Origin of the sequence: Burkholderia sp. Bp9015 (genome assembly GCF_003853505.1) — a bacterium.
Classification (GTDB): domain Bacteria; phylum Pseudomonadota; class Gammaproteobacteria; order Burkholderiales; family Burkholderiaceae; genus Burkholderia.
The window spans coordinates 258,024-281,651 of sequence record NZ_QTPZ01000004.1 but is presented as its reverse complement, the minus strand read 5'-3'; the positions used below and the strand labels follow the sequence as shown (position 1 = coordinate 281,651).

The 23,628-nt window shown below is 67.9% G+C and carries 23 protein-coding genes; 16 read left to right on the top strand and 7 right to left on the bottom strand.

The window, feature by feature from the left end; translation table 11 throughout:
- Positions 1 to 92: 92 nt before the first annotated feature.
- The gene (pcaF, locus tag DIE12_RS07345) at positions 93 to 1,295 is read right to left on the bottom strand and encodes a 3-oxoadipyl-CoA thiolase (RefSeq protein WP_124486146.1); all 1,203 of its coding nucleotides are present in this window, start codon (positions 1,293 to 1,295) and stop codon (positions 93 to 95) included.
- A gap of 226 nt (positions 1,296 to 1,521) precedes the next feature.
- Between pcaF and DIE12_RS07340 the strand changes: the two genes are divergently transcribed.
- Positions 1,522 to 2,310: an IclR family transcriptional regulator gene (locus tag DIE12_RS07340; protein WP_185500311.1), complete on the top strand. Its 789-nt coding sequence runs from the start codon at positions 1,522 to 1,524 to the stop codon at positions 2,308 to 2,310.
- Positions 2,311 to 2,548: 238 nt separating this feature from the next.
- Here DIE12_RS07340 and DIE12_RS07335 read toward each other — a convergent pair whose 3' ends face one another.
- On the bottom strand, positions 2,549 to 3,880 hold the full coding sequence (locus DIE12_RS07335; protein ID WP_044845778.1) for an MFS transporter: 1,332 nt from the start codon (positions 3,878 to 3,880) through the stop codon (positions 2,549 to 2,551).
- Positions 3,881 to 3,943: 63 nt separating this feature from the next.
- Positions 3,944 to 5,134 (bottom strand): M20 aminoacylase family protein, encoded by a 1,191-nt coding sequence (locus DIE12_RS07330; RefSeq protein WP_044845779.1) that lies wholly within the window; start codon positions 5,132 to 5,134, stop codon positions 3,944 to 3,946.
- A gap of 228 nt (positions 5,135 to 5,362) precedes the next feature.
- On the opposite strand from DIE12_RS07330, the gene DIE12_RS07325 reads away from it, so the two are divergent.
- From DIE12_RS07325 to DIE12_RS07315, 3 genes are all read left to right on the top strand, one after another.
- Entirely contained in the window at positions 5,363 to 6,001 is a 639-nt protein-coding gene (locus tag DIE12_RS07325; RefSeq protein WP_124486144.1) for a TetR/AcrR family transcriptional regulator, read from the top strand.
- A 45-nt stretch (positions 6,002 to 6,046) separates the two neighbouring features.
- Positions 6,047 to 7,030: an MDR family oxidoreductase gene (locus DIE12_RS07320; protein WP_124486143.1), complete on the top strand. Its 984-nt coding sequence runs from the start codon at positions 6,047 to 6,049 to the stop codon at positions 7,028 to 7,030.
- A gap of 109 nt (positions 7,031 to 7,139) precedes the next feature.
- Positions 7,140 to 7,718: a peroxidase-related enzyme gene (locus tag DIE12_RS07315; protein WP_044845836.1), complete on the top strand. Its 579-nt coding sequence runs from the start codon at positions 7,140 to 7,142 to the stop codon at positions 7,716 to 7,718.
- A 205-nt stretch (positions 7,719 to 7,923) separates the two neighbouring features.
- On the opposite strand, the gene DIE12_RS07305 is transcribed toward DIE12_RS07315, so the two are convergent.
- Together DIE12_RS07305 and DIE12_RS07300 are read right to left on the bottom strand one after the other, a co-directional pair.
- Positions 7,924 to 8,799, bottom strand: a complete 876-nt coding sequence (locus tag DIE12_RS07305; protein WP_124486141.1) for an SDR family NAD(P)-dependent oxidoreductase — start codon at positions 8,797 to 8,799, stop codon at positions 7,924 to 7,926.
- Between the two features lie 186 nt (positions 8,800 to 8,985).
- Positions 8,986 to 9,564, bottom strand: a complete 579-nt coding sequence (locus tag DIE12_RS07300; protein WP_124486140.1) for a TetR/AcrR family transcriptional regulator — start codon at positions 9,562 to 9,564, stop codon at positions 8,986 to 8,988.
- Between the two features lie 203 nt (positions 9,565 to 9,767).
- Between DIE12_RS07300 and zwf the strand changes: the two genes are divergently transcribed.
- Positions 9,768 to 11,243: a glucose-6-phosphate dehydrogenase gene (zwf, locus tag DIE12_RS07295; protein ID WP_124486139.1), complete on the top strand. Its 1,476-nt coding sequence runs from the start codon at positions 9,768 to 9,770 to the stop codon at positions 11,241 to 11,243.
- A 184-nt stretch (positions 11,244 to 11,427) separates the two neighbouring features.
- Here the strand turns inward: zwf and DIE12_RS07290 are convergent, their stop codons facing one another.
- Positions 11,428 to 12,372: a LysR family transcriptional regulator gene (locus tag DIE12_RS07290; protein ID WP_124486138.1), complete on the bottom strand. Its 945-nt coding sequence runs from the start codon at positions 12,370 to 12,372 to the stop codon at positions 11,428 to 11,430.
- Between the two features lie 101 nt (positions 12,373 to 12,473).
- Between DIE12_RS07290 and DIE12_RS07285 the strand changes: the two genes are divergently transcribed.
- From DIE12_RS07285 to DIE12_RS07265, 5 genes are all read left to right on the top strand, one after another.
- Positions 12,474 to 13,676 carry an MFS transporter gene (locus DIE12_RS07285; RefSeq protein ID WP_124486137.1) on the top strand — a complete coding sequence of 401 codons (1,203 nt, stop codon included), beginning with the start codon at positions 12,474 to 12,476 and terminating at the stop codon, positions 13,674 to 13,676.
- 29 nt (positions 13,677 to 13,705) lie between these two features.
- The gene (locus tag DIE12_RS07280; protein WP_124486136.1) at positions 13,706 to 14,029 is read left to right on the top strand and encodes a MoaF-related domain-containing protein; all 324 of its coding nucleotides are present in this window, start codon (positions 13,706 to 13,708) and stop codon (positions 14,027 to 14,029) included.
- A gap of 16 nt (positions 14,030 to 14,045) precedes the next feature.
- On the top strand, positions 14,046 to 15,014 hold the full coding sequence (locus tag DIE12_RS07275; RefSeq protein ID WP_124486135.1) for an LLM class oxidoreductase: 969 nt from the start codon (positions 14,046 to 14,048) through the stop codon (positions 15,012 to 15,014).
- Between the two features lie 149 nt (positions 15,015 to 15,163).
- Positions 15,164 to 15,970: a 2,5-didehydrogluconate reductase DkgB gene (gene dkgB, locus DIE12_RS07270; protein WP_124486134.1), complete on the top strand. Its 807-nt coding sequence runs from the start codon at positions 15,164 to 15,166 to the stop codon at positions 15,968 to 15,970.
- A gap of 64 nt (positions 15,971 to 16,034) precedes the next feature.
- Positions 16,035 to 17,150 carry an alkene reductase gene (locus DIE12_RS07265; RefSeq protein WP_124486133.1) on the top strand — a complete coding sequence of 372 codons (1,116 nt, stop codon included), beginning with the start codon at positions 16,035 to 16,037 and terminating at the stop codon, positions 17,148 to 17,150.
- A 124-nt stretch (positions 17,151 to 17,274) separates the two neighbouring features.
- Here DIE12_RS07265 and DIE12_RS07260 read toward each other — a convergent pair whose 3' ends face one another.
- Entirely contained in the window at positions 17,275 to 17,940 is a 666-nt protein-coding gene (locus tag DIE12_RS07260; protein WP_124520235.1) for an O-methyltransferase, read from the bottom strand.
- Between the two features lie 48 nt (positions 17,941 to 17,988).
- Between DIE12_RS07260 and DIE12_RS07255 the strand changes: the two genes are divergently transcribed.
- From DIE12_RS07255 to DIE12_RS07230, 6 genes are all read left to right on the top strand, one after another.
- Positions 17,989 to 18,666, top strand: coding sequence for a TetR family transcriptional regulator (locus DIE12_RS07255; protein ID WP_124486131.1), 678 nt, complete (start codon positions 17,989 to 17,991; stop codon positions 18,664 to 18,666).
- Positions 18,667 to 19,204: 538 nt separating this feature from the next.
- Positions 19,205 to 20,593: an NCS2 family permease gene (locus tag DIE12_RS07250; RefSeq protein WP_124486130.1), complete on the top strand. Its 1,389-nt coding sequence runs from the start codon at positions 19,205 to 19,207 to the stop codon at positions 20,591 to 20,593.
- A 239-nt stretch (positions 20,594 to 20,832) separates the two neighbouring features.
- Positions 20,833 to 21,426: a hypothetical protein gene (locus DIE12_RS07245; protein WP_124486129.1), complete on the top strand. Its 594-nt coding sequence runs from the start codon at positions 20,833 to 20,835 to the stop codon at positions 21,424 to 21,426.
- A gap of 30 nt (positions 21,427 to 21,456) precedes the next feature.
- Positions 21,457 to 21,669 carry a hypothetical protein gene (locus tag DIE12_RS07240; RefSeq protein ID WP_124486128.1) on the top strand — a complete coding sequence of 71 codons (213 nt, stop codon included), beginning with the start codon at positions 21,457 to 21,459 and terminating at the stop codon, positions 21,667 to 21,669.
- The gene (locus DIE12_RS07235) at positions 21,666 to 22,586 is read left to right on the top strand and encodes a LysR substrate-binding domain-containing protein (RefSeq protein WP_044845852.1); all 921 of its coding nucleotides are present in this window, start codon (positions 21,666 to 21,668) and stop codon (positions 22,584 to 22,586) included. Before DIE12_RS07240 ends, DIE12_RS07235 begins: the two co-directional genes overlap by 4 nt.
- 225 nt (positions 22,587 to 22,811) lie before the next feature.
- Positions 22,812 to 23,594, top strand: a complete 783-nt coding sequence (locus DIE12_RS07230) for an ABC transporter substrate-binding protein (protein WP_044845853.1) — start codon at positions 22,812 to 22,814, stop codon at positions 23,592 to 23,594.
- Positions 23,595 to 23,628: the final 34 nt, after the last annotated feature.

Genomic DNA, 23,628 nt, shown 5'->3' with positions numbered 1-23,628 from the left:
GGCCGACACGACGATCTTCTCGTGCCGGCCACATCGTCCGGAAAGGTACGGCCAAGCGGCGCGCATTCCGCGCGCTTCGCCGCATCGCGCGATCAGACGCGCTCGATCGCGATCGCGATACCCTGGCCGACGCCGATGCACATCGTGCACAGTGCGAAGCGGCCGTTGGTGCGATGCAGCTGGTACATCGCGGTCGTCACGAGACGCGCGCCCGACGCGCCGAGCGGATGGCCGAGCGCGATCGCGCCGCCGTTCGGGTTCACGCGCGGATCGTCGTCGGCGACGCCGAGCATGCGCAGCACCGCGAGACCCTGCGACGCGAACGCCTCGTTCAGCTCGATCACGTCGAACTGATCGATCGTCATCCCGAGCCGCGCGAGCAGCTTCTGCGTGGCCGGCGCCGGGCCGATGCCCATCACGCGCGGCGCGACGCCAGCCGTCGCGATACCGAGCACGCGCGCACGCGGCGTCAGGCCGAAGCGCTTCGCGGCTTCCGCGTTCGCGAGCAGCAGCGCGGCGGCGCCGTCGTTGACGCCCGACGCGTTGCCGGCCGTCACCGAGCCGTCCGGGCGCACGACGCCCTTCAGCTTCGCGAGTGTCTCGAGCGACGTTTCGCGCGGATGCTCGTCACGCGCAAAGACGACCGGATCGCCCTTCTTCTGCGGAATCGTGACCGACACGATTTCCTCGGCAAGCGTGCCGTCCTGCTGCGCACGCGCGGCCTTCTGCTGGCTGCGCAGCGCGAACAGGTCCTGATCGGCGCGGCTGACGTTGTAGTCGACAGCGACGTTTTCGGCCGTCTCCGGCATCGAATCGACGCCATGCAGCTGTTTCATCAGCGGATTGACGAAGCGCCAGCCGATCGTCGTGTCGTAGATGTCGGCCTGGCGCGCGAACGCGCTGGCGGCCTTGCCCATCACGAACGGCGCGCGCGTCATGCTTTCGACGCCGCCGGCCACCATCAGCGCGGCCTCGCCCGACTTGATCGCGCGCGCGGCCACGCCGACCGCGTCCATCCCGGAACCGCACAGGCGGTTGATCGTCGAACCCGGCACGCCCTCCGGCAAACCCGCGAGCAGCGCAGACATGCGCGCGACGTTGCGGTTGTCCTCGCCGGCCTGGTTCGCGCAGCCGTAGATCACGTCGTCGATCGCCGTCCAGTCGACGTCGCGGTTGCGCTCGACGAGCGCCTTGAGCGGCACCGCGCCGAGGTCGTCGGCGCGCACGCCGGAGAGCGCGCCGCCGTAGCGGCCGATCGGGGTACGAATCGCATCACACAGAAAAGCTTCGGTCATCAGTGTCTCCGGTCTCATGCAAGCTGGGAAGTGAGTGAAACGCGCCCCTTGCTTTGCCCGCCGGGATGCGCTTAAATGTTCTATATACGAACATAAGATCGTGTATCGAACGCTCAACGCATCATAGGGAGTGCGGGGACGACCTGTCAAGCGCCCGGTCCGCCGTGCGGTTGGCGTGTCAGGCCCCATGCGCTATCTTCTCGGCTGCACGACAATCCGACCGTTCATGACAACCGAAGACATCCAGACGAAACCGGGCGACTCTTATGTGCAGTCGTTCGCGCGCGGCCTCGCGGTGATCCGCGCATTCGACGCCCAGCGCCCGGAGCAGACGCTCACCGAGGTCGCCTCGGCCACCGGGCTCACGCGCGCCGGCGCACGCCGGATCCTGCTGACGCTGCAGACGCTCGGCTACGTCGAGGCGGACGGCCGGCTGTTCCGGCTCACGCCGAAGATCCTCGAGCTCGGCTTCGCGTATCTCACGTCGATGCCGTTCTGGAATCTCGCCGATCCGGTGATGGAGCAGTTGTCCGCGCAGATCCACGAAAGCTGCTCGGCCGCCGTGCTCGACCGCACCGAGATCGTCTACGTGCTGCGCGTGCCGACCCGCAAGATCATGACGATCAACCTGTCGATCGGCAGCCGCCTGCCCGCGTACTGCACGTCGATGGGCCGCGTGCTGCTGTCCGCGCTCGACGACGCGGCGCTCGACGAAACGCTCGCGCAGAGCGGCATCCGCGCGCATACGCCGCGCACGATCACCGACATCGGCGAACTGAAGGCGACGATCGCACAGGTGCGCCAGCAAGGCTGGGCCGTGGTCGACCAGGAACTCGAAGTGGGCTTGATGTCGATCTCCGCGCCGATCCGCAACCGGCGCGGACAGGTGATCGCCGCGATGAACATCAGCGGCAACGCGCAGCGGCACACCGCGAAGCAGATGGTGAGGGAGTTTCTCGGGCCGCTGCAGCAGGCCGCGCAGACGGTGTCGGAACTGGTCGCGCGGCGCGGGTGAGCGGTGACTTCGCCCGCCGGATCGGCAACACGGTCATTCGCGCATATAAACGCGGATAGCGCGGATATAAAGACGGGCGGCATAAGCCGCCCGCTCAACCCTCAGACTCTGCTTGCAACGTCCTTCTCTCGGAACGCGGAGCTCCCTCCGCATCGCCCAATTAAAGGATGCGGCACAGCCCCGTCAATTTGACGAGAACGAAATTGCACCGCGTCGCTTCGGACAGCGGCATCCCGCATCAGTCCATCGACTCGCGCGCCGTCTCGCGCAGCATCGCGACCGCGATCAGCGACAGCACCACGCACGCGGCCACATAGCCGGCCGGCGCGAGCTTGCTGCCCGTCGTCTTCACCAGCCAGGTCGCGATCAGCTGCGCGGTGCCGCCGAAGATCGTCACCGCGAGCGCATACGCGATCGAGATGCCCGTCGCGCGTACATGGCGCGGCAGCGATTCGCACATCAGCGCCATTTCGGAAGCCGACCCGAGCGAATAGAACAGCAGCATCAGCGCGGTCAGCGGCAGGATCACCGACAGCGTCGGATGATGGTTCATCAGCCAGAACGCCGGGAACAGCAGCAGCACCAGCACGCCGCGCCCGACGAAGATCGGCAGGCGCCGGCTGCCGAGGCGATCCGACAGCCAGCCGAACAGCGGACACGTCACCAGCATCACGCAGCCCGACGCGACGCCGACGAACATCGACAGCTTCATCGGCAGCCCGAGCGTGTGGATCGCATAGGTCGGCATGTAGAAGGTCAGGATGTAGGTCGACACCGTGCCGCCCATCACCGTCAGCATCAGCAGCAGCACCGTGCGCGTGTGCTGCGAGAACAGTTCGCGCAGCACGCCGCGTTCGATCCCGTGGTGGTTGTCGCCGGGCGCATCGTCCGCGAGCCGGCGCCGCAAGTACATGCCCACCGGCGCGATCAGCACGCCCACGAGGAACGGCAGGCGCCAGCCCCAGCCCTCGAGCGCGTCCTTCGTCAGCGTGTTCGACAGCAGCGCCGCGAAGCCCGAACCCATCAGCGCCGCACCGCCCTGCGTCGCGAGCTGCCAGCTCGCGCGGAACGCGCGATGCGACGTGCCGCCCTGCTCGATCAGCGTGGACGTCGCCGCGCCGAACTCGCCGCCCTGCGAGAAGCCCTGCATCAGCCGCGCGAAGACCACCAGCAGCGGCGCGGCCACGCCGACCTGCGCGTAGGTCGGCGCGATCGCGATCAGGCCGGTGCCGAGCGCCATCAGCATGATGGTCAGGTTCAGCGCGGCCTTGCGGCCCTTGCGGTCCGCATAGACGCCGAGCACGACGCTGCCGAGCGGCCGCGTGAAGAAACCGGCGGCGAACGTCGCGACCGACAGCAAGAGCGACGTGGTCGGATCGCTCGACGGGAAGAACAGCTTGCCGATCAGCACCGCGAAAAAGCCGTACACGGTGAAATCGAAGAACTCCAGCCAGTTGCCGATCACGGCCGCCGCGATCGCGCCGCGCTTCGTGACGGCCGGCGCGCCATGCGCATCGGTTGCGGCGGCGCCCGTCGAAGCGGGGTGCAGCGCGAGATGGTCTTTCTGCATCGTTCGTCTCTCCTCTCAATGCGGCCGGAAGCGCCGGCCGCTCGTCGCGTGCCGCCGCCGGGGTTACTGCCCGAGGTAACGCTCCACGAGGCGCGTCCAGAACGCCGCGCCGATCGGCAGGTTGCGATCGTTGAAGTCGTACTTCGGGTTGTGCACCATGCAGCCGTCCTCGCCTTCGCCGTTGCCGAGCCGCACGAACGAGCCGGGCCGCTGCTGCAGCATGAACGCGAAATCCTCGCTGCCCATCAGCAGGTCGGCCTGCTCGACCACATGCGCGTCGCCGACCAGTTCGCGCGCGACCTGCGCGGCGAAATCCGTTTCGGCATCCGTATTGACGACGACCGGATAGCCTTCGATGTACTCGACGTGCGCGGTCGCGCCATAGCTCGCGGCCTGCGACTCGGCGAGCTCGACGATGCGGCGCTTGAGCAGCGCGCGCACGTCGGGGCTGAACGAACGCACGCTGAGTTCGAGACGCGCGCCGTTCGGGATCACGTTGTTCGCGGTGCCCGCGTGCATCGAGCCGACCGTGACGACCGCCGGCTGCGACGGGTCGACGTTGCGCGCGACGATCGTCTGCAGCGCCATCACGATGCTGGCCGCGACGACCACCGGATCGACCGTCAGGTGCGGCCGCGCCGCGTGGCCGCCGACGCCCTCGATCGAGATGATCGCCTTGTCGCCGGCCGACATGAACGGGCCGCGCCGCGTGAGGAACACGCCGGGTGCCGCGCCCGGATGGTTGTGCATGCCGAACACCGCATCGCACGGAAAGCGCTCGAACAGGCCGTCGTCGATCATCTTCTTCGCGCCGCTGTCGACGCCGTGCTCTTCCGCCGGCTGGAAATACAGGTGCACGGTGCCGGAGAAATTGCGCGTCTTCGCGAGGTGCTGCGCGGCACCGAGCAGCATCGTCGTGTGGCCGTCGTGGCCGCACGCGTGCATCTTGCCGTGCGTGCCGCTCGCATAAGGCAGGCCGGTCGCCTCGAGGATCGGCAGCGCGTCCATGTCGGCGCGGATGCCGATGCTGCGCGTGCCGTCGCCCGCGCGCAGCGTGCCGACCACGCCCGTCTTGCCGACCCCGCGCGTCACCTGCCAGCCCCACTGCTCGAGCTTGTCCGCGACGAGCGCCGCCGTTTCGTGCTCCTCGTACGCGAGTTCCGGGTGGCGGTGAATGTGATGGCGGATCTCGCGCAACCCGCCGGCGGCGGGCATCAGATCCTCGATTTCGGTGAATCGGGCGTCGGTGGTCATCAAGCGGCTCCTGCTGATCGTCAGCGTGTCAGCCGCACGCAAACGGTGCGTGCGGGAAAGCGAGCCACTATAGCGAGCCGATATCGGTTCAATAAGATGCGGAATTTTTCACCGCGATAAGCTTTATTAATCAGGGTTAACGCGGGCAAAGGTCGTCGGCACGCGTTCGCCCGGCGCGATCGACATGCCCGCTATTGATTTTTGAGACGAACGGTCTATTATTCGCCCATGGACGTTCGAACCGATCCGCCGCGCCGCCGCGGCAGGCCACCGAAGCAGCACGAAGACCTCGTCGCGACACGTGACATGCTGTTGCGCACCGGGCTGGAGGTGCTCACCGAAAAGGGCTTTTCCGCCACCGGGCTCGACGAGATTCTCGGGCGCGCCGGCGTGCCGAAAGGCTCGTTCTATCACTACTTCGACAGCAAGGAGGCGTTCGGCCTCGAGCTGATCGATCGCTACGCCGAGTTCTTCGCGCGCAAGCTGGACCGTCATTTCAGCGAGACTGAAGCAACGCCGCTGGCGCGCGTGCGCGCGTTCGTCGACGATGCGCGCGACGGCATGGCCCGCTACGAATACAGCCGAGGCTGCCTGATCGGCAACCTCGGCCAGGAAATGGGCGCGCTGCCCGAGCGTTTCCGCGCGCGCCTGCGTGAGACGTTCGAGGATTGGCAGCGCCGTCTGGCCGACTGCCTGGTCGCGGCACAGCACGCCGGCGAACTGGCGGCCTCGGCCGATCCCGCCGAGCTGGCCGCGTTCTTCTGGATCGGCTGGGAAGGCGCCGTGCTGCGCGCGAAACTCGAACGCAGCGACGTGCCGCTCGCACTGTTCGCACAGTTTTTCTTCAATGGATTGCCTCGCCGCTGAGTTTTTTTGCCATTAACTAGACGATCGGTCTAGAAAGGAGGACGGATGTTCCAGGGCATCGTGATCGACAAGGACGAGACAGGCCAGCACGCGCGGCTGCAGACGCTGGACGACGCGCAGCTGCCTGCGGGCAACGTGACGATCCGGGTCGGCTATTCGACGTTGAACTACAAGGACGGGCTCGCGATCACCGGCAAGAGCCCGGTGGTCCGCAAATTTCCGATGGTGCCGGGCATCGACCTCGTCGGCGAGGTCGAACACAGCACGCACCCGGACTACCGGGCAGGCGACCGCGTCGTGCTGAACGGCTGGGGCGTCGGCGAAACGCATTGGGGCGGCCTCGCGCAGAAGGCACGCGTCGACGGCGACTGGCTGGTGCCGCTGCCGTCCGCGTTTTCGCCGCAACAGGCGATGGCCATCGGCACGGCCGGCTACACCGCGATGCTGTGCGTGATGGCGCTGGAACGGCATGGCGTGCGCCCGGACGATGGCGAGATCGTGGTGACCGGCGCGGCCGGCGGCGTCGGCAGCGTCGCCACCGCCCTCCTCGCGCGGCTCGGGTATCGCGTCGTCGCCGTGACCGGCCGCCCGGCCGATGCCGACTATCTGCGCCAGCTCGGCGCGGTTGAGATCCTCGACCGTTCGCAGTTCGGCGCACCCGGCAAGCCGCTCGGCAAGGAACGCTGGGCCGGCGCGGTCGACGTCGCCGGCAGCCATGTGCTCGCCAACGTGTGCGCGACCACGCGCTACCGTGGCGTGGTGACGGCCTGCGGCCTGGCCGCCGGCATGGACTTCCCCGCGACCGTTGCGCCGTTCATCCTGCGCGGCGTGACGCTCGTCGGCATCGACAGCGTGATGTGCCCGCGCGCCGAGCGTCTGGAAGCATGGCGCAGGCTCGCGTCCGATCTCGACGTCGAGAAACTGGGCACCATCAGCCATCAGGTCGGCCTCGCAAATGTCATCCCGCTCGCCGAGGACCTGATCGGCGGCAAGGTGCGCGGCCGCATCGTCGTGGACGTCAACGCATGACGCCGGCGACGGCGACGGCGACGGCGACGGCGACGGCGACGCATCGTTTCATACCCGGCCGGTGGCGCGCGCATCGCGTTCGCCCGTGCCGCTTTATCCAGGAGACCTCATGACCGCTGCAGACCACGCGCCCGTCAGCCGCTTTCCGGTGCCCGCGCTCGAAGACCTGCCCGACGACATTCGCGAACGCATCGCGGCCGTCCAGGAAAAGTCGGGCTTCATCCCGAACGTGTTCCTCACGCTCGCGCATCGCCCGGACGAGTTTCGCGCGTTCATCGCGTATCACGACGCGCTGATGGACAAGCCGGGCAACCTCACCAAGGCCGAACGCGAAATGATCGTCGTGGCCACCAGCAGCGTGAACCAGTGCCAGTACTGCGTGATCGCGCACGGCGCGATCCTGCGCATCCGCGCGAAGGATCCGCTGATCGCCGACCAGGTCGCGACCAACTACCGCAAGGCCGACATCACCGCTCGACAGAAGGCGATGCTCGACTTCGCGATGAAGGTTTCGCAGACTGCACACCAGGTGGGCGAAGCGGACTTCGACACGCTGAAGTCGCATGGCTTCACCGAAGAGGACGCGTGGGACATCGCGGCGATTTCGGCGTTCTTCGGGATGTCGAACCGCATCGCGAACGTGACGAACATGCGGCCGAACGCGGAGTTCTACGCGCTGGGGCGCTGAGGACCGCCGGCAACGGCGATCGCCGTCGAAGACCGGGGCGTGCATGCGCCCGGTCTTCCTCGGGTCGCCGCGCGCAATTGGCGTCGGCGTCGGCGTCGGCGTCGGCGTCGGCGTCGGCGTCGGCATCTGCATCTGCAATCGGCAATCGGCAATCGACGACACGGCGCGACGCTCGCGCGAACCCGCGCCGCCCCGGCTCCCGCGCTTACCCGACCTGCTTCAACGCCTGCAGCCCATCCGGCAGCTTCGCGTCCGGGAACATCGTCGACAGCGTCGTATCGCGCCACCGCGCCGCCTCCTCTGCGCGCTGCGCTTCCGCCTGCTCGCACACGAACAGCGCATCGCCGCCGAGCAGCAAGCGCATCGGCACGTCGTCGCGACGCGACAGCTCGACGATCAGCGCCGCGATCCGCGCGGGATCGCCGACCTCGTGACCGCCGTACGCGCCGAGCAATTCGAGCATTTTCCCGACTGACGGCTGATAGTCGGGCAGCAGGCCGTCGACCGCACGCTTCGCCTCCGAGGCCCATTCGGTGCGCATCCCGCCCGGCTCCAGCGTGCAGACGCGCACGCCGAACGGCGCGACTTCCTTCGACAGCACGTCGCTGAACCCGCCGACCGCCCACTTCGCGGCCTGATACGCGGACAGGCCAACCGTCGCCGTGCGCCCGCCGACCGACGAAACCTGGAAGATGTGGCCCGCGCGCTGCGCGCGCATCGTCGGCAGCACCGCGCGCGTCAGGTTGACCACGCCGAACAGGTTCGTTTCGATCTGGTCGCGGAAGTCGTCGGCACCCATCTGCTCGAACGGTGCCGTATGACCGTAGCCCGCGTTGTTCACCAGCACGTCGATGCGGCCGAACGCGTCGCGGGCCGCCGCCACCGCATGCTCCGCCGCCGCCGCGTCGGTCACGTCGAGTTCCATCGGCAGCAGCCGGTCGCCGTACCGTGCTTCCAGATCCGCGAGCCGCGCGGGATCGCGCGCGCCGGCCACCAGACGATCGCCCGCCGCCAGCACCGCTTCCGCGATCGAGCGCCCCAGGCCGCGTGCGGCCCCCGTTACCAGCCAGACTTTCGACATTTTTCCACTCCTCGACAAAGTTGAAACCAAAAATGAATGATTACTCACTCATTAATATGGGCGACGAGACGATCGTTTTCGCCGCGCGTCGCCCTGCCTGAAACCGCCTTCCGTCGGTGCGGCAGCGCCCGAACCCAAGGCGCCGCCGATCACCCGTCTTCAGATTTCCGTCACGCCGATCGCCACTCACACCGCGTGCAACACGGCCCACAGCGCACGAAACCCGGCCTCGCGGTACGCATCGGCCAACGCCGGGTCGCGCGCGATCGACTCCATCGCCGTTTCCGCGATCGACGTGAACAGCGCCGCGCAGAACGCGTGCGCGTCGTCGGTCTTCAGCCCGCCCGCCGCGGCGACTTGCGCACGCAGCAACGCGCTGATCGCGCCGAAGCCTTCGGTACCGGCCGCGCGATGCGTGTCGTCGATACGGCCGCTCACGCCGAGCTGCTGCAGCGCGCGCCGCCCGTCCGGGTTCGCGACGCCCCACGACACATAGCCGTTCCACGCATGCCGCATCGCCTGTTCGGCCGGCGCGTGCTCCGGAAACCCGGTCATCATCGCGTCGCGCAGGCCGGCCTTCAGGCTCAGGTACAGCGCGTTCAGCAGCGCATCCTTGGTCTCGAAATAGGTGAACACCGTGCCTTCCGCCACGCCGGCGAGCCGCGCGATGCGCGCGGTGGTCGCGCCCGCGCCGTCCTCCGCGAGCGCGCGGGCGGCAGCGGCGAGGATGGCGTCGTGCTTGTCGGGACTGCGCGGTCGGGCCACGTTCGATTCCTTTAATGAGTGAGCGCTCAATCATAATCGCGCCAACGCAGGTCATGCAAGCCCTGTTACATACGCGGGAACCGATCCGCAATCGATCAAAAGCGTGCACTATTAGTGTTTTCACGTACTGGCGCGCCAACCCACCGGCGCCCGGCGCTCGCCGTTCGTTCCACGCTCACACCGCTTCAGACCGCGAACCACTCATGACGAATAAGCCCAATCAGACCGAAGCCGACCAACCCGTCGACATGATCATCTTCGGCGGCGGCGGCGACCTGGCCGCCCGCAAGCTGTTGCCCGCGCTGTACATGGCGCACCTGCACTGCAACCTGCCGCCGGAGACGCGCATCATCGCGGTCGGCCGCCGCGACTGGGGCATCGACGGCTACCGCAAGTTCATGGACGAGCAATCGCGCCCGTTCATCGACGACAAGGCCTTCGACGCCGACGCGTGGAGTCGTTTCCTCGACCTGTTCCAGTACGTGCTGATCGACGTGAGCGCGCCGGAAGACTACGCGCGCCTCGCCGAAGCGGCGCGCAGCGACGCGATCCGCGTGTTCTATCTGTCGACGTCGCCCGAGCTGTTCACGACGATCTGCGACAACCTGTCGGCCGCGCAGCTCGTCGATGCGCGCTCGCGCGTCGTCCTCGAAAAGCCGCTCGGCCACGATCTCGCGTCGGCGAAGGCGATCAACGATGCGGTCGGCAAGCATTTCGCGGAATCGCAGATCTACCGGATCGACCATTACCTCGGCAAGGAAACCGTGCAGAACCTGATGGTGCTGCGCTTCGGCAACCCGATCTTCGGGCCGCTGTGGCAGGCGCCGAGCATCCGCAGCGTGCAGATCACGGTGGCGGAAACGGTCGGCGTCGGCAGCCGCGCGGGCTTCTACGATCACACCGGCGCGCTGCGCGACATGGTGCAGAACCACCTGCTGCAGCTGCTGTGCATCGTCGCGATGGAGCCGCCGGTGTCGCTCGACCCGGACGCGGTGCGCGACGAGAAGCTGAAGGTGCTGCGCTCGCTGCGGCCGATGGCGCTGTCGGACGTCGCACGCGACACGGTGCGCGGCCAGTACACGGCCGGCGCGGTCGACGGCCAGCCGGTCAAGGGCTATCTCGACGAGGAGAACGTGCCGGCGGACAGCCACGCGGAGACCTTCGTCGCGCTGCGTGCGCACATCAACAACTGGCGCTGGGCGAACGTGCCGTTCTTCCTGCGCACCGGCAAGCGGCTGCAGCGCCGCCAGTCGGAAATCGTGATCGAGTTCGCCGACATGCCGTTCTCGATCATCCCGACCGGCCCGCGCCACTACAGCAACCGCCTCGTGATCCAGCTGCAGCCGGAAGAGTCGATCCAGCTGCAGATGCTCGCGAAGGAGCCGGGCAGCGGGATGAAGATGGTGCCCGTGAGCCTGAACCTCGACCTGCAGCAGGCGATTCCGGAACGGCGCGCGGAAGCGTACGAACGGCTGCTGATCGACGTGATCCGCGGGCGCCTCACGCACTTCATGCGCCGCGACGAACTCGAGGCCGCCTGGTCGTGGGTCGAGCCGATACTCAACGGCTGGAAGCAACTCGGCGACCGTCCGCGCCTGTACACCGCAGGCACGTTCGGGCCGGCGGCATCGTCGGCGCTGCTGGCGCGCGACAACATGTCGTGGTCCGAAGAGGCGTAAGAAGCTTAAGAAGCGCAGCACACGATGGCATGCCGGCGACGCGAGCGCCGTTGGCATGCCGGGTCACATCAGGGGCGCCCGCCGCACACCGCCCGCCTCCCGGCCGTAACCTTCGGCCAGAGAAAATCCGCTGAGCCGTCCTGCGCGGGAACGGCACCCGGCGGCGACGACGCAGCCGTCCCGGCTACACCGTCCCCATCCACGCCGCCTTGCGCCGCGTCGGCGCATCGCTGCCGCCGCTCCCGCCGCCCAGCACCTCGATCATGTAATCGACGAACGACGCGATCCGCGACGAAATCGCGGTATTCCGGTAATACACCGCGTTGATCGGCTGCTCGACGTCGAGCGTCTGCCGCGCGAGCACCTGCACGAGCCGCCCGGCCTCGCGATCCTGCGCGGTCATGAAATCCGACAGGCACACGACGCCCGCGCCCTCCAGCGCGAGCTGCCGCAGCGTCTCGCCGCTCGACGACCAGATAGCGGGCTCGATGCGGCTCGGCTCGCCGTCCGCGCCGAGGATCGGCCACACGTTCAGCGATTCGGGCTGCGTGAAGCCGAGCAGCGTGTGCTTGCCGAGATCCTCGACCTTGCGCGGCTGGCCGTGCGCTTCGATATAGGCGGGGCTCGCGAGGATGCGCAGCCGGCTGTTGCCGATCCGCCGGCTGTGCAAGGTCGAATCCTTGAGCCGGCCGATCCGGATCGCGACGTCGGTGCGCCGCTCGAGCAGGTCGATGATCCCTTCGTTGCTGTTCAGCTCCAGGTCGACCTTCGGGAAGCGTTCGCGGTAGCCGCGCACGAGCGGCACGATCACGTGCAGCATGAACGGCGTCGCGGCATCGACGCGCAACCGCCCCGACGGCATTTCGCGCCGCGCGAGCATCTGCTCCTCGGCGTTCTCGACCGATTCGATGATCGCGCGCGCCTCCTGCAGGAACGCGCGCCCCTCTTCGGTCAGTTCGAGCCGGCGCGTGGTCCGGCGCAGCAGCGTGGTCTTCAGCTTCTCCTCGAGCCGCGCGAGCGTGCGGCTCGTGGCCGACACGGTGAGGTCGAGCTGCTGGGCGGCGGCGGTGATCGAACCGGTGTCGACCACGGCGGCAAAGGCCTGGAGTTCGTCGAGGGTGATCTTCATTGTTGATCTGAAATCAAAACAATTTGGTTTATAGACCAGTTTTTCCGCAAAAGTAAAGGCGGCACACTGCGATCCATCCTCACTGGAACCAGGATCCCGCCATGCCACTCGCCCTGCTTGCGCTGACCATCAGCGCCTTTGCCATCGGCACGACCGAATTCGTGATCGTCGGGCTGATCCCGACGATCGGCGCCGATCTCGGCGTCAGCCTGCCGTCGGCCGGCCTGCTCGTCAGCCTCTACGCGCTGAGCGTCGCGATCGGCGCGCCGCTCCTCACCGCGCTCACCGGCCGCGTGCCGCGCAAGATGCTGCTCGCCGCGCTGATGGCGCTCTTCACCGTCGGCAACCTCGTCGCCTGGCAGGCGCCGGGCTACGAATCGCTGATCGTCGCGCGCGTGCTCACCGGCCTCGCACACGGCGTGTTCTTCTCGGTCGGCTCGATCATCGCGACCACGCTCGTGCCGAAGGACAAGGCAGCCAGCGCGATCGCGACGATGTTCAGCGGGATGACCGTCGCGTTCGTCGCCGGCATTCCGCTCGGCACCTTCATCGGCCAGCACTTCGGCTGGCGCGCGACGTTCCTGATCGTCGCGCTGTTCGGCCTCGTCGCGTTCCTCGGCGCGGTGGCGTTCGTGCCGCGCGGTCTTCCGCAAACGCCGCCGGCGCCGCTCGCCCGCCAGTTCCGCGTGCTCGCCCAGCCGCGCCTGCTGCTCGTCTACGCGATGACGGCGGTCGGCTACGGCGGCTCGCTGATCGCGTTCACCTACATGGCACCGCTGCTCGAACAGATCGCCGGCTTCACGCCATCGCAGGTCAGCCTCGTGCTCGTCGGCTACGGCGTGTCGGTCGCGGTCGGCAACGTGTGGGGCGGCAAGCTCGCCGACAGCGTCGGCCCGGTCAAGGCGCTCAAGCGGATCTTCCTGCTGCTCGCGATCGTGCTGCTCGCGCTGACCTTCACGGTGCACGTGAAATGGCTCGCGGTGCTGACGATGCTCGCGTGGGGCGCGGTCGCGTTCGGCAACGTGCCGGGCCTGCAGGTGTACGTCGTCAAGCAGGCGCGCCACTTCGCGCCGGACGCCACCGACGTCGCATCGGGCTTCAACATCGCCGCGTTCAACCTCGGCGTCGCGGGCGGCTCGTCGCTCGGCGGCCTGATCGTCGCGAACGTCGGCCTCGGCCACACGCCGTGGATCGCCGCCGCCGTCACGCTCGGCGCATTCGCGCTGACCGCGCTGAGCGGCCGTCTCGACCGCGGCCAGGGGCTGCCCGAACGCACGGCCGAACCCGTCGAACTCGCCCATTGAACGTCAACCTTTTGCAGGAGCTGCTCAGCATGAACGCATCGACCCAACGCCCGCCGTTCGCCGGCAAGACGTTCGAAGTCCGTTACGAGGGCCTCACCGCGCTCAACGCCTATGACGAAGACGGCCTCCGCATGCGCTACGAAATCACCGAAGGCGCATACGCCGGCGCGAAGGGCGAAGTCGCCTGCACGTGGCAGCACGTCGCCGGCGAGACCTATGCGATCTCGTGGCAGGAAGCCGACCGCGCCACCGTGGTGCACATCGACGACTTCGCGGCCGGCACATCGCGCTCGTTCTTCACCGCGGCGTCGCTCGATTTCTACCGGCTCGAAGGCAGCCTGCGCGCGATCTGAACGGAGACGCCCGATCATGTCCACCTCACTCGACAAGCTCACCGCCGGCGGCTTCAGCATCGGCATCGAACTGCCGCTCGACAACGACTGGTCGCCGGCCGGCGACGCGAAGCGCCAGCATGACGGCCGCCGCCCCGGCGTGCCCGACCTGGAAATGCACGCGGAACTCGCGCAACTGGCCGACACGCTCGGCTTCCGCGCGCTCTGGGTGCGCGACGTGCCGGTGTACGACCCGTCGTTCGGCGACGCCGCGCAGGTGTTCGAGACCTTCTCGTATCTCGGCTACCTCGCCGGCATCACGCGCGACATCCTGCTCGGCACGGCGGCCGTCGTGCTGCCGCTGCGCGAACCGCTGCTGACGCTGAAATCCGCCGCGACGATCCAGGAACTGAGCCGCTCACGCCTGCTGCTCGGCGTCGCGAGCGGCGACCGGCCGGTCGAATATCCGCTGTTCGGCCGCGACTTCGCATCGCGCGGCGCGAATTTCCGCGACCAGATCGCGCTGCTGCGCGACGGCGCGCGCGCTCACCTGCCGCCGGGCCTCGACGTGCTGCCGGCCGCGCGCTCGCCGGTGCCGCTGCTCGTCGCGGGTCTCGCGCAGCAGACGCCCGCCTGGATCGGCGAACACATGGACGGCTGCCTCGCGTATCCGGGCACGCCGGACGATCACCTGAAACGGGTCGCGAACTGGCGCGCGGTGGCCGGCAACAAGCCGTACGTGAGCTTCATCCACCTCGACCTCGCGGATGATCCGCACGAGCCGCTGCAGCGGCACCGCTTCGGCGCGCGCGCCGGGCGCATCGCGCTGACGGAGGAACTCGCGGCGATGCGCGACGCGGGCGTGCAGCACATCGGCCTGCATTTCCGCCGCAACCGCCGTCCGCTCGACGAGACGATGGCCGAGATCGCGTCGGACGTGCTGCCGGCATTCCATGCGAATGCGAACGACGCTGCCGACACGAGCGCGCACACGGCCACGGCCTGACGAAGGCACGCCGGCAGCCGGCTCGACCCACGACCGATATTTGACTTTAAATCAAATATTTTTGACCTCTAAAGGCGTTTATCTCATCAGTATCAAACGCCAGAATGACTTCCATACCGCAATCGGTCCACCTATCCCAGGAGCACAAGATGAGCAACATTCCCGCATTCGGCCTCGGTACGTTCCGCCTGCAAGGCCAGGTTGTGATCGACTCGGTCCGTAACGGCCTCGAAGTCGGCTATCGCGCGATCGACACCGCGCAGATCTACGGCAACGAAGCCGAAGTCGGCGAAGCGATCGCCGCGTCGGGCGTGCGCCGCGAAGACCTGTTCCTCACGACGAAGATCTGGGTCGACAACTATGCACCGGAAAAGCTGGTGGCGAGCCTCGAGGAAAGCCTGCGCAAGCTGCGCACCGACTATGTCGACCTGACGCTGATCCACTGGCCGGCCCCGGACAACGGCGTGTCGCTCGAGGCATTCATGACTGCGCTCGCCGAAGCCAAGGCGAAGGGCCTCACGCGCCAGATCGGCATCTCGAACTTCAACATCGAACTGACGAAGCAAGCGATCGCGGTGGTCGGCAAGGATGCGATCGCGACGAACCAGATCGAACTCAGCCCGTACCTGCAGAACCGCAAGCTGGTCGAGTTCCTGAACGCCGAAGGCATCCACGTGACGTCGTACATGACGCTCGCGTACGGCAAGGTGCTCGGCGACCCGGTGATCGGCGCGATCGCGCGGCGTCACGACGCGACGCCGGCGCAAGTCGCGCTGGCCTGGGCACTGCAACTCGGCTACTCGGTGATCCCGTCGTCGACCAAGCGCGAGAACCTCGCGAGCAACCTGCTCGCGCAGACGCTGCGCCTCACCGACGAAGACATGGCGCAGATCGCCGCGCTCGAGCGCAACGGCCGCGAAGTCGATCCGGCCGGCCTCGCGCCGACGTGGGACTAAGCGCGCCGCACCCTCAATCGACCCGTCCGCGGCCAGCCGGCCGCGGCACCGACAGGAATCCATCATGACCCAGGACCCGCTGTTCCAACCGCTGCAATTCGGCGCGCTGACGCTGCCGAACCGCATCGTGATGCCGCCGATGACGCGCTCGCGCGCGAGCCAGCCCGGCGACGAAGCCAACGAACTGATGGCCGCGTATTACGCGCAGCGCGCGAGTGCGGGCCTGATCGTCAGCGAAGGCACCTACATCGCGCCGCTCGGCAAGGGCTACGCATGGACGCCCGGCATCCACACGCCGTCGCAGGTCGCCGGCTGGCGCAAGGTGACGGACGCCGTCCACGCCACGCACGGCCGCATCTTCGCGCAGCTGTGGCACGTCGGCCGGCTGAGCCACACGAGCCTGCTCGGCGGCCGGCAACCCGTGTCGTCGTCGCCGCTCCAGGCGAAGGGCGTGAACGTGTTCATCGCCGGTGAAGACGGCAGCACGCCGGGCTTCGTGCAGGCCTCCGAGCCGCGCGCGCTGTCCGTCGACGAAATCCGCGAGATCGTCGATCAGTACCGCGCCGCCGCGCGCAACGCGATCGAGGCAGGCTTCGACGGCGTCGAGCTGCATGGCGCGAACGGCTATCTCGTGAACCAGTTCATCGACTCGAACGCGAACACGCGCACCGACGCGTACGGCGGCTCGCTCGAAAACCGGCTGCGCTTCCTGCGCGAAGTCACGCAGGCGCTGATCGAAGGCACCGGCGACGCATCGCGCGTCGGCATCCGCCTCGCGCCGTTGACCACGCTGAACGGCTGCGTCGACGACGATCCGGAAACGACCTACCTCGCCGCCGCGAAGCTGCTCGGCGAACTCGGCGTCGGCTACCTGCACATCGCGGAAGCCGACTGGGACGATGCGCCGCTGATGCCGGTCGAATTCAAGCAGCAGCTGCGTGCCGCGTACCCGGGCGTGCTGATCTACGCCGGCGCATATACCGCAGAGCGCGCCCGCGAAGCGATCGCCGCCGGCTGGGCCGACCTCGTCGCCTTCGGCCGCCCGTTCGTCGCGAACCCCGACCTGCCCGAGCGCCTGCGCACCGGCGCCGCGCTCACGCCGCACGACCGCAATACGCTGTTCGGCGGCGGCGCACAGGGCCTGACCGACTATCCGACGCTCGCGCAAGCCGCGGCGTAAACGATCCGAAGGAATCCTGCATGAAAGCAACGCTCGCCCGGCTCGCGCTCGCCGCGAGCCTGCCGTTCACGGCGGCCCAGGCGGCGCGCGCCGCGCGGCCAGCATGCTTGCAACGTCTCGCCGCTCAGCCGATCCGCATCGACAGCTCGACATCGCCGCCGAACGGCACCGACAGGTAGCCGTTCTCCGGCGCACGCACGTAGGTGAGGTAGTCGGGGCTGTATTCCGCGTTGTCGGCGACGACGAACGCGCCGGGCCGCAGCCGCGGCTCGACCCGCGCGAGGATCTCCGGATACAGCGCCTTCGCGCCGTCGAGCAACACGAGATCGACGGTCTCCGGCAGATCGGCCGCCAGCGTGCGCAGCGCATCGCCCACGCGGATTTCCACCAGATCGGCCAGCCCGGCCGCCGTCAGATTCGCGCGCGCCCGTTCGACCTTCGACGCTTCGAACTCGCTCGTGATCACCCGGCCGCCGCCGTTGTCGCGCAGCGCGGCCGCGAGGTGCAGCGTCGAGATGCCGAACGACGTGCCGAATTCGACGATCGAGCGCGCACCGCAGCCGCGCGCGAGCATGTACAGCAGCGTGCCCGTCTCGCGCGACACCGCGAGCGGATAGTCCTTCAGGCGTGCATAGAAATCGGCGTAACCGGTCTTGCTGCGCATCAGCCGCGCGTGCTCGTCGTGCGACAGGTCGGCGAAGTCCGGGCTCGACGCGGGCGACGATGCCTCGGCTTCGTCGAACAGGCGCGCGAGCAGCGCCGCCAGCGGGTCGTGAATCAGGGTGGTCATGCGAATCTCCGGTGTCAGGTTGAGTGCGTCAGGGCGCCCGACTAGAATATGACGAACTATTCATGTTTTACTATTCGCATTGGCAGACCCGTCATGACCGACCGCCGCAACACCCCGATCGCCTCGCGCAGACTGCCTCGGCAGGCCCGCTCGACCCAGCTCGTCGACGCCGTGCTGCAGGCCGCTATTCAGGTTCTGGCGACCGAAGGCGCGCAGCGCTTCACGATGGCGCGCGTCGCCGAGCGCGCCGGCGTGAGCGTCGGCTCGCTGTACCAGTACTTCCCGAACAAGGCGGCCGTGCTGTTCCGGCTCCAGCACGACGAGTGGCGGCAGACGTCCGGGATGCTCTGCGCGATTCTGCAGGACCCGCAGCAGACGCCGCCCGAGCGCCTGCGCACCGCCGTCCACGCGTTCATCCGTTCTGAATGCGACGAAGCGCCCATGCGCATCGCACTCGATGATGCCGCGCCGCTCTATCGCGACGCCCCCGAGGCGCAGGAAGTGAAGGCCGCGTGCAACCGGATCTTCAGCGCGTTCATGCGCGAAGCGCTGCCCGACGTGCCCGACGCCACGCATGCGCTCGCGTGCGAATTGATCATGACGACGCTCACGACGGGCGGCAAGGCATTCTCCGAAACCGCGCGCACGCCTGCGGAAATCGACGCATATGCGACCGCGATGGCCGACATGTTCTGCACGTACCTCGCGCATCTCGCGCGTGTCTGATGCAGTGGCAGGCCAGGACGAGCGCGGGCGCGGCCCGCGCGCGGCACCGGCATCATCCGGATGCGGGTTGCGCACGGCCGCGTTTTCACATCCGGCGCGGCTGTTTCCGCGCGCCCGCGCAGCCTCTCCGAAAGTCCTTCGTAAGAGTCGATGCATCACCCGCTCCCGCCCCGCCCGCCGACCCTGCATTCAAATAGTCGCCTTAACGGATTCGAACTAGGCGTATACACGCGTTCCGCGACCACGAAGCCCCGTTGCACGCCGATATAAGCGCTGCGACATGCGCTGCATGCTCATCCCCCAATGGGACGTGACGGGCCGTTCGCCTAACCTTCGCTACGGCAAAGCACACGTGACAGGATCGACCGCACCACGCGTCGCACGACGCGGCATACGCGCCCCCTTCGACGCGCGTACGACGACACGACTCACGCGTGAAGCGTCCCCACGACGCCGCCGAACATTCCAACCAGATTCGAGACACCCTGACGACGGTCCGCCACGGGCCGTTTCAGCATGCTGATAAAGGAGCAAGCTCATGAGTGATACCCCGGTGCAGCCGACGGTCGGCGTCGGCGCGGAAGAAACGGACTTCGGCACCAAGGGAGTCATCGACCGGTACTTCGGCATTTCGTCGCGCGGCAGCACGCAGCGTCGCGAAATCGTCGCGGGCGTGACCACTTTCCTCGCGATGGTCTACTCCGTGTTCGTCGTGCCCGGCATGTTCGGCAAGGCCGGCTTCGACACGAGCGCGGTATTCGTCGCGGTCTGCCTCACCACCGCGTTCGGTTCGCTGCTGATGGGCCTGTGGGCGAAGCTGCCGATCGCGATCGGCTGCGCGATTTCGCTGACGGCGTTCACCGCGTTCGGGCTCGTGCTCGGCAAGGGCCTGCCGCCGGCCGTCGCGCTCGGCGCCGTGTTCCTGATGGGTCTCGTGTTCACGGGCATCTCGGTCACCGGCGTGCGTTCGTGGATCCTGCGCAACCTGCCCGCGGGCGTCGCGCACGGCACCGGGATCGGCATCGGCCTGTTCCTGCTGCTGATCGCGTCGAACGACGTCGGCCTCGTGATCAAGAATCCGGGCGCCGGCCTGCCGGTCTCGCTCGGCCAGATCACCGCGTTCCCGGTCATCATGTCGGTCGTCGGCCTCGCCGCGATCTTCGGGCTCGAGAAGCGTCGCGTGCCGGGCGGCATCCTGCTCGTGGTGGTCGCGATTTCGCTGATCGGCCTCGCGTTCGATCCGGCCGTGAAGTACCGCGGCATCTTCGCGCTGCCGTCGCTGAGCGCACCGGGCCACGCGTCGCTGATCGGCGCGATGGACATCAAGGGCGCATTGTCGATGGCCGTGCTGCCGAGCGTGCTGGCGCTCGTGATGACCGCCGTGTTCGACGCGACCGGCACGATCCGCGCGGTCGCGGGCCAGGCCGGCCAGCTCGACGAGAACGGCCGCATCATCAACGGCGGCCGCGCGCTGACCGCCGATTCGGTCAGCTCGATCTTCTCCGGCTTCCTCGGCGGCGCGCCGGCGGCGGCCTACATCGAGTCGAGCGTCGGCGTGGCGGCCGGTGCGAAGACGGGCCTCGCGGCCGCGGTGGTCGGCGTGCTGTTCCTGGTCGTGATGTTCTTCTCGCCGCTCGCGGGCCTCGTGCCGTCGTACGCCACGGCCCCCGCGCTGATGTACGTCGGCCTGCTGATGCTCGGCAGCGTGAGCAAGCTGCACATGGACGACATGGTCGACGCGATGTCGGGCCTCGTGTGCGCGGTGTTCATCGTGCTGACCGCGAACATCGTGACGGGCATCATGCTCGGCTTCTCGACGCTCGTGATCGGCCGCGTCGCCAGCGGCGAATTCCGCAAGCTCAACGTCGGCACCGTGCTCATCGCGGCCGTGCTCGTCACGTTCTATCTCGGCGGCTGGGCGATCTGACCGCGGATCATGCGCGACGTCGCCTGCCGAAGGGCGGCGCGCATCGGGACGGCATCGTCTCCTCCACCATCGTCGTTGATGGTCTCCAGGCTCGGGAACGTACGTTTCCGGGCTTTTTTTCGTCGGTGCGACGGGGGTTCCGGCGGGCCCTCCGGCCGGGACGGGAAACCGCGGCAGCGTGCCGCGCATCGCGAATCCGCACGCGGTGCTACGATCGCGTTTTATCCTCCGGAACGCTCATGAATCCGTTCGGCATCGTCTCCGAATCAGACACGCGGACCGCGGCGCGCAAGCCACCGTTCATCCCGTCGTTCGGTTTCGTCGAAGTTCATGAATCGCGGCCGATCGACGCGCCGCCGTCGCGCATCATCGATGCGGTGGCCACGCTCGACATGCGCGCCGATCCCGTCATCGACGCGCTGCTTGCCGTGCGCGAAGCGCCGGCGGCCATCGCCCGCGCGCTGGGCCAGCGTCCGGCCGGCGCCGCCCGCGAGCGCTTCGGCTTCGATTCGTTCACGCTGCTGCATCGCGACGACACGTCGCTGTCGCTCGGGCTCGTCGGACGCTTCTGGCGTCCGACGCCCGACGTGCGCACGATCGACGACGCCGCGGCGTTCGTGCGGCACGACGATCCGGATGACGCGAAGCTGGTGTTGCGCTTCGAGGTCGTCGGGCTGTCGTCAGGCGCGCGGCTGCTGCGCACCGAAACCTTCGTGCACTGTCCGAGCGCGCGCACGCGCCTGCTGTTCCTGCCGTACTGGCTCGCGATCCGGCTCGGGAGCGGCTGGATCCGCCGCCGCACGCTCGCGGCCGTCGAACTGGCGCTCGCCTGACACGCCGGGACGCCGTCGAACGGAAACGCGATGATGTCGTATCGCGGCATACATCGACGGCATCTCGAACACGCACGCAACATCATCTGCAATCCTGATCGGTTTGCCGCCGGACACGGCGAAACTGTGCCGCGCACCGCCGCGCGATTTTTGTTCCGCCCCGCGCCCGCCGTCACCTCGCGCTACCCTATCGATCTTCGCGCCGGCGCCCCGGCCCGCCGCCAGATCCGAACCGATCGATGACCCGCATCCGCAACCACCTGAACATCGCGCAGCTCCAGGCCTTCGTCTCCGCCGCGCATCACAAGAGCCTGCGCGCCGCCGCGCGCGAGCTCGGCGTCACCCAGCCCGCGATCACGCACACGATCCGCGAACTCGAAACGGCGCTGAACGCGGAACTGCTCGTGCGCAGCGTGCGCGGCGTCGAGCTGACCGCGTGCGGCCACGCGCTGCTGCCGCGCGCCGAGCAGCTGCTCGGCGACATGCGCCGCACCGTCGAGGCCGTCGAGCAGGTGAAAGGGGAAATGTCGGGGCGCGTCGCGGTCGGCACGATGCCGTCGATCGCGCTGACCGCGCTGCCGCACGCGGTCACCGCCTTCCGCCGGTCGATGCCGAACGTGAACCTGCATCTGGAGGAAGTGACGGTGCCCGACGCGCTCGCGCAGCTGCGCAACGGCACGCTCGACATCGCTGCGATGCACCATGTGCCCGCGCTCGACCGCGATTTCACGCAGGTCCCGCTGCTGTCGACCGAGTTCACCGTCGTGATGCGCGAAGGCCACCCGCTCGCGCACGCGCGCCGATTAGAGGAATTGCTCGACGCGGAATGGATCGTCACGGTCGGCGCCGAGCAGTTTCCGCACAGCGTGATGGTCGGGATGTTCGAGGCGCGCGGGCTGCCGCTGCCGAAGCGCCTGCTGCGCTCGCCGATGTCGTTCGCGGTGACGCTCGGGCTCGTCGCGCGCTCCGACGTGATCGGCTGCTTCACGCGCCCGCTGGCCGCGATGGTGGCGCCGCTCGGGATCCGCACGGCCGATCTCGACGAAAGCATGCCGCGCTTCGACCTGTCGATCATCGCGCGCCGCGACCTGCTGCCGACGCCGGCGGTATCGCAATTCGTCACCTGCCTGCAGCGCGCGGTCAACGAAACGCTAGGTTGAATCGTTCCTTCCTCTGAAACGGTCGCGCGCCGCATGCGCAGCCGTCGGGTCCGGTATCGGGGCTTGTCCTAGGCGCCCTGCCGGTATTTTGTCTTGATAATCTTGCGCACGTCGCGCGCCCGCATCGGGCAGCGAAACGGACAGTCCGACGCGAAGCCGCGCCGGGCCGAAGGCTTACGGCGCGGCACAACCGCGCACCCATCGAACAAAACGAGGAGTCACCGAGTGAAAAAGATTCTTGCGGCTGTGACCGTGGCCCTGCTCGCCGTATCGGCCGGCACTGCATACGCGAAGGACTGGACGACCGTACGCTTCGGCGTCGACGCAAGCTACCCGCCTTTCGAATCGAAAGGGGCTGACGGCAAGGTGGTCGGCTTCGACGTCGATCTCGGCAACGAAATCTGCCGCCGCATCAACGCGAAGTGCGTGTGGATCGAGAACGACTTCGACGGGATGATCCCCGCACTGAAGGCTCGCAAGTTCGACGGCGTCCTGTCGTCGATGTCGATGACGCCGGCACGCGAGGAACAGATCGCGTTCTCGTCGAAGCTGTTCAACACGCCGACGCGCCTCGTCGCGAAGAAGGGCGCCGGCCTGATGCCGACGGCCGAATCGCTGAAGGGCAAGTCGGTCGGCGTCGAGCAGGGCACGATCCAGGAAACCTACGCGAAGACGTACTGGGCCTCGAAGGGCGTGAACGTCGTGCCTTACCAGAACCAGGACCAGGTCTACGCCGACCTGATCTCGGGCCGTCTGGACGGCGCGCTGCAGGACGCGGTGCAGGCTGAAATCGGCTTCCTGAAGACGCCGCGCGGCGCGAACTTCGATTTCGCCGGCAAGGACATCGACGATCCGAAGACGCTCGGCAACGGCGCCGGCATCGGCCTGCGCAAGGAAGACACCGACCTGAAGGCGAAGATCGACGGCGCGATCGCCGGCATGCGCAAGGACGGCACGTACGACAAGATCGCGAAGAAGTACTTCGATTTCGACGTGTACGGCAAGTAACACCGCGCAACGCGCGCCTCGCGACCGCGCAGAC